This window comes from Dietzia sp. E1 (genome assembly GCF_014145015.1).
Classification (GTDB): Bacteria; Actinomycetota; Actinomycetes; order Mycobacteriales; family Mycobacteriaceae; genus Dietzia; species Dietzia cinnamea_A.
Window position 1 is genome coordinate 1 of sequence record NZ_JAALDU010000421.1, and the last position, 1,808, is coordinate 1,808.

General features: G+C 70.2%; 2 protein-coding genes. Both read left to right on the forward strand.

Annotated features, from left to right (window positions below; genetic code table 11):
• The coding region (locus tag G6030_RS13325; protein WP_182643452.1) for a type II secretion system F family protein at positions 1 to 714 on the forward strand (714 nt) is incomplete at its 5' end.
• Positions 715 to 731: 17 nt separating this feature from the next.
• The gene (locus tag G6030_RS13330; RefSeq protein ID WP_182643453.1) at positions 732 to 1,634 is read left to right on the forward strand and encodes a type II secretion system F family protein; all 903 of its coding nucleotides are present in this window, start codon (positions 732 to 734) and stop codon (positions 1,632 to 1,634) included.
• Positions 1,635 to 1,808 lie beyond the last annotated feature (174 nt).

Consider the following 1,808-nt stretch of genomic DNA (forward strand, 5'->3'; position numbering starts at 1 on the left):
GAACAGGCCGGGATCCGCATGCGGCTCCAGGACTTCGTGTTCCTCGTCGTCGTCGCCGTCGTCGTCGCCTTCACCCTCGGCCTGGTCGTCACCGGACCACTCATGGGCGCGTTCCTCGCGCTCCTCACCCCGGTCGGCGCGGTCGTGGTGCTCAAGATCAAGGCCGCGCGACGGCGCGCGGCGTTCGCCGACCAGCTCGACGACTCGCTGCAGCTCATGTCCTCCAGCCTGCGCGCCGGGCACAGCCTGCTGCAGGCGCTCGCCTCCGTGGCCCGCGAGGCCGAGGAGCCCACGTCGGCGGAGTTCTCCCGCATCATCAACGAGACCCGCGTCGGCCGCGACCTCGCGCCCGCGCTGGAGGAGACCGCCACCCGGATGGGCAGCCAGGACTTCGTCTGGGTCACCCAGGCCATCGCCATCAACCGCGAGGTCGGCGGCAACCTCGCCGAAGTGCTCGACGGCGTCGGCCACACCATCCGCGAGCGCAATCAGATCCGCCGCCAGGTCGCCGCGCTGGCAGCCGAGGGCAAGCTCTCCGCCTACGTCCTCATGGCACTGCCGTTCGGCATCGGCGGCTTCCTCTACATCTCCAACCCGTCCTACATCGGCGTGCTCACCCAGAGCCTGCTCGGTTACGGATTGCTCGCCACCGCCGTGATCATGCTGATCGTGGGCGGGATCTGGCTGAGCAAGGTCGTCACGATCAAGTTCTGAAAGAAGGGAGGCCGATGATGTCGTTGACCGCAGCGTTAGCCGTGTTCGTCCTGTCCATGTCCGTGTTCCTGCTGGTCTGGAGCGTCTTCGCCGGCCGCGACGCCGCGCACGTCCGCGCCGTGGACAACCTGCGCCGGGGATGGGACGCCGGCGTCGCGCTCCCCGCTCCCAGCGAGCCCGGCTCCCCCGCCGCCGGAGACGCCCGTCTCGGCGAGCTCGCCCGGCGCGTCACGCCCGCGAGCGCCGTGCGTCGGCTCGAGCGGCTCATCGCCCGCGCGGGCCGCCCCGACGGGTGGACGCTGGAACGGCTCCTCGTGGCCAAGCTCGTCCTGCCGGTGGTGGTCGTGCTGCTCGGCCTGATGGTGCTGCGGTCGCGGCCCGAGCCGATGCTGCTCCTGCTCATCCTCGGCACCGCCGCCGTCTGCCACTTCCTGCCCGAACTGCTGCTCACCAGCCGCAGCCAGGAACGCAACGAAGAGATCCAACTCGAACTCGCCGACACCCTCGACCAGATGACCATCGCCGTCGAGGCCGGCCTCGGCTTCGACTCCGCCATGGCCCGCGCCGGCCGCAACGGCACCGGACCCCTCGCACAAGAATTCATCCGCACCCTGCAGGAGATCCAGGTCGGACAACTCCGCCGCACCGCCTACGAGAACCTCGCCCAACGCACCGACGTCCCCGACCTCCGACGCTTCGTCCGCGCCATCATCCAGGCCGACGCCTACGGCATCTCCGTCGCCGACGTCCTGCGCACCCAGGCCTCCGAAATGCGCCTCAAGCGCCGACAGCGCGCGGAAGAGAAAGCCCAGCAGGTGCCCGTCAAGGTCATCTTCCCGCTCCTGGTGTGCATCCTGCCCGTACTGTTCATCGTGCTGCTCGGCCCCACCGCGATCAACATGATGGAGGCGTTTTCCTGACGTGACGATCCTGATCACCGCCCCGGTCTGCGCTCTCGTCTGCGGCGCGGCCGCCGCGGCCCTCGGCCGCTGGATGCGCGCCCTCGCCGAGTCGCGGTCGCGATGGCTGCGCAGCGGGCTGCACATCCTCCTCGCCGCCGCGGGCGGTGTCGGTGCGGCGGTGCTCGCGACGAA

Coding starts and splice junctions, on each gene's coding strand:
- G6030_RS13330 (WP_182643453.1), top strand. CDS start 732: ATGTCGTTGACCGCAGCGTTAGCCGTGTTCGTCCTGTCCATGTCCGTG.